The organism is Hansschlegelia beijingensis, assembly GCF_045505405.1.
Lineage (GTDB): Bacteria > Pseudomonadota > Alphaproteobacteria > Rhizobiales > Methylopilaceae > Methylopila > Methylopila beijingensis_A.
In genome coordinates, this window is record NZ_JBJKEX010000316.1 from 1 (window position 1) to 3,607 (window position 3,607).

Annotated in this window: 4 protein-coding genes; 3 read left to right on the plus strand and 1 reads right to left on the minus strand. The window is 70.6% G+C overall.

Annotated elements, in window-relative coordinates:
- From ACIKT0_RS15055 to ACIKT0_RS15065, 3 genes are all read left to right on the plus strand, one after another.
- Window positions 1-297: hypothetical protein (locus ACIKT0_RS15055; RefSeq protein WP_407106129.1), on the plus strand; the 297-nt coding region annotated here is incomplete at its 5' end.
- Complete coding sequence (locus tag ACIKT0_RS15060) at window positions 228-1,238, plus strand: GNAT family N-acetyltransferase (protein ID WP_407106130.1); 1,011 nt, start codon at window positions 228-230, stop codon at window positions 1,236-1,238. The genes ACIKT0_RS15055 and ACIKT0_RS15060, both read left to right, overlap by 70 nt.
- Window positions 1,235-2,185, plus strand: a complete 951-nt coding sequence (locus ACIKT0_RS15065; protein WP_407106132.1) for a cupin-like domain-containing protein — start codon at window positions 1,235-1,237, stop codon at window positions 2,183-2,185. Before ACIKT0_RS15060 ends, ACIKT0_RS15065 begins: the two co-directional genes overlap by 4 nt.
- 28 nt (window positions 2,186-2,213) lie before the next feature.
- On the opposite strand, the gene ACIKT0_RS15070 is transcribed toward ACIKT0_RS15065, so the two are convergent.
- A partial coding sequence (locus tag ACIKT0_RS15070) for an AMP-binding protein (protein ID WP_407106133.1) occupies window positions 2,214-3,607 on the minus strand: 1,394 nt, incomplete at its 5' end.

Consider the following 3,607-nt stretch of genomic DNA (forward strand, 5'->3'; position numbering starts at 1 on the left):
CAGATTCGCATTCGCGGGTCGGAGGGCAATCAGACGCTCGTCATCGTCGACGGCATCCGCATGAACGATCCCGGCACGAGCGCCGAGTTCGACTTCGCGAACCTGCTGTCGAGCTCACGACGATCGAAGCGCTTGAGCGGCATCGGGCGGCCTGGGACGACCTGGCGTCGCGCGCGCTGGAGCCGAACCTGTTCTGCGAAGCGGACTTCGCGCTCGCGGCCCGGCGCATGGCGGTTAACCGGCGGGTGCGCATCGCGGTGGTGTGGGACGACGAAGGACCCGGCGCGCCGCGCATGATGCTGGCCGTCGCCGTCAGGCCTCGCCGCCTGCTGCCCCTCGTGCGGATGCTCACCAACACCGACTGGGCGTTCTTCGGCGCGCTGGGCACGCCGCTGATCGACCGCGAGCGGCCGACGCTCGCGCTCGAGAGCTTCCTCGAAGGCCTGCGCGGCCTCGGGCAGACGATGTTCCTGTTCCGGTTCCTGCCCGAGAAGGGCCCGACCGCCGACGCGGTGCGGGCCGCGGCCGCCCTCCTGAGGCGTCCGATCGTGCGGGTCTCGGGCCACGAGCGGGCGATGCTGCGCTCCACCCGCGACCCCGAGGACTATCTCACGCATTCGCTCTCGGCCAAGAAGCTGAAGGAGCTGCGCCGCCAGTTCCGGCGCCTCGCCGACGAAGGTTCGGTGGACTTCCGCGAGGCGCGCGCGCCGGCCGACCTCGCCGCCGCGCTGGAGCGCTTCCTCGATCTCGAGGCGCGCGGCTGGAAGGGCCAGAAGGGCTCCGCGATGCGCCTTCACCCCGACCAGACCGGCTTCCTGCGCGAACTCTTCGCCCGCCGCGCCGAGAAGGGCGAGGCGCGCGTCCTCGAACTCTTCGTCGGCGAGCACCTGATCTCCTCAGGGCTTGTGCTCACCGGCGGCCGCACCGCCTGGTTCTACAAGACCGCCTATGACGAGCAGCGCTCAAAGTGCTCGCCGGGCGTCCAGCTGACCCTCGAGCTCACCCGCCGGATGCTCGAGGACGACGGGGTCGACATGGTCGACTCGACCGCGATCGCGGATCATCCGATGATCGATCACATCTGGCGGGAGCGTCTGGCGCTCGGGGACTGGCTGATCGCCGTCCGTCCTGGAGCCGGACCGCTGGTGATGGCCTCGGCGCGGGCCGAACATCTGCGCCGACGACTTCGCGCGATCGCCCGCGATCTCTATCACCGCTTGAAGGACAGAACCCGATGACCGCCCTCAGCGCCGACGCGGCCGAGCTCGCCGCGAACTATCCGCTCCGGCATTTCCGGATCTCGCACGACCTGGCCTCGCATCCGCTGCTGCAGCTGCCGCGGCTCATCGAGCTCACCAGGGAGCTCGACCGGGACCGGATCGAGTACAATTCCGGCAAGCTGCAGGTGAACCAGAAGGCCGACGAGACGCCGCTGGTCGACATGCCGCCGGAGGAGGTCGTCCGCAAGATCGAGATCGCCGGCGCCTGGATGGTGCTGAAGCGCGTCGACACCGTGCCGGCCTACCGGGCGATGATGGAGGAGGCGCTGCTCTCGATCGCCCGTCAGCTCGGCCACAAGAGCCTCGACGGCGCGAGCTTCCGCGAGATCGAAGGCTTCATCTTCGTCTCCTCGGCCAACTCGGTGACCCCGTTCCATTGCGACAACGAAGACAATTTCTTCGTCCAGATCCGCGGACCGAAGTTCTTCCACCTGTTCGACAATGACGACCGCTCGCTGGTTTCCGAGGAGCTGCTGGAGAGCGCGCCCACCAAGCACCGCAACCTGCCCTACCGGCCGGAGTTCGAGGACCGCGCGACAGTCTACGAGCTGGCGCCCGGCGAAGGCGTGTTCGTGCCCTACCAGGTCCCGCACTGGGTGCGGACGGGCGACGACTACTCAATCTCGATGGCGATCACCTGGCGGTCGGCGGACGTGGTCCGGCGCAACAAGCTGATCTTCATGAACGCCTGGCTGCGCGAGAAGGGCTTTCCGCAGGCGGCGCCCGGTGCCCGTCCCGCGCTCGACGGGCTCAAGGTCGCGGCCTACACGGCGGCCCGCTCCGCGCTGGAGCCGCTGCGCCGCAACGAGTCGATGCGCCGCCTGCTGCGCCGGGTGATCTTCGGCGAGAAGGCGAACTACTTCGACGCAGCCCACAAGGCGGCGGAGCAGAAGAAGGCAGCGTAGGCCGGAGCGCCGCAAGCGTCCGGGCGTTTCACTCCGCGTCCCGCAGCGCGCGACGGATCAGCTTGCCCGTCGTGGTGAGCGGCAGCGCCTCCATGAATGCGACCTCGCGCGGATACTCGTGCGCGCTCAGCCGCTCGCGCACGAAGCGGCTTAGCTCGCGCGCGAGCTCGGCGCTCGGCGAGGCGCCGGGCTTCAGCTGCACAAACGCCTTGACGATCTCGGTGCGCAGCGGGTCCGGCTTGCCCACGACCGCGGCGAGCGCGACTGCGGGGTGGCGAACGAGGCAGTCCTCGATGTCGCTCGGTCCGATCCGGTAGCCGGACGAGGTGATCACGTCGTCGTCGCGCCCAAGGAAGCGGAAATAGCCCTCCTGGTCCACGACCGCCTGGTCGCCGGTCGTAAGCCAGCCGTCGCGGAACCTGGCGGCGGTGGACTCGGGCTGGCGCCAGTACTCGAGGAACATCACCGGGTCCGGGGCGCGGATGCAGATCTCGCCCGCCTGTCCGGGCGCGCAGGCGCGGCCTTCAGCGTCGAGAACCGCCACCTTGTGCCCCGGGACCGGCTTGCCCGTGAACCCCGCCTTCGAAACGCCGAGGGCGGCCGCGGAGGCCAGCACATAGTTGCACTCGGTCTGGCCGTAGACCTCGTCAACCGGCGCTCCCAGCGCCTCCGGGGCCCATTCGAAGGCGGCCTCGCTCAACCGTTCGCCCGCCGAGACGAGGCTGCGAAGCGGCGTCCGCAGCCGGCCCTCCGGCCCTCCGACCTGCGCCATCATCCGCAGCGCCGTCGGGGGGATGAAGGCGTTGCGCACGCCCGCCTCCTCGATCAGCGCGAAGGCGGCGGCCGGATCGAACTTGGCGGCGGGCTGCGCCACCACCGGGACGCCGTGATAGAGGGCAGGCGTCAGAAGGTTGAGCAGGCCGCCGGCCCAGGCCCAGTCGGCCGGCGTCCAGGCGAGATCGCCCGGGCGCGGAAAGCCGTCATGCGTCATGCGGAAGCCCGGCAGGTGGCCGAGCAGCACGCGCGCGGCGTGCAGGGCGCCCTTCGGCGGCCCCGTGGTGCCTGACGTGTAGATCATCAGCGCCGGATCGTCGGGCGTTCCCGCGACCGGCTCGACGCCGCCGCCGGCCGCCAGCAGGGCCGCGTAGTGGAGCGCGTCCCCGTCTGCGCCGTCGGTCGACACGATGGTCTCGAGCGCAGGCAGAGGCTCCTCGACCTGACGCAGCCTGGCCAGCCCCGCCGCGCAGGTGACGAGCGCCCGCGCGCCCGAATCCCTCAGCCTGAACGACAGCGCATCCGGGCCGAAGGCGAGCGCGAGCGGCGTCGCGATCGCCTGAAGCCGGGAGGCGGCGACATGCGCCGCCATGGCCTCAGCGCCCTGCGGCAGGAAGATCGCCACCCGGTCGCCGCGCCCGACGCCCC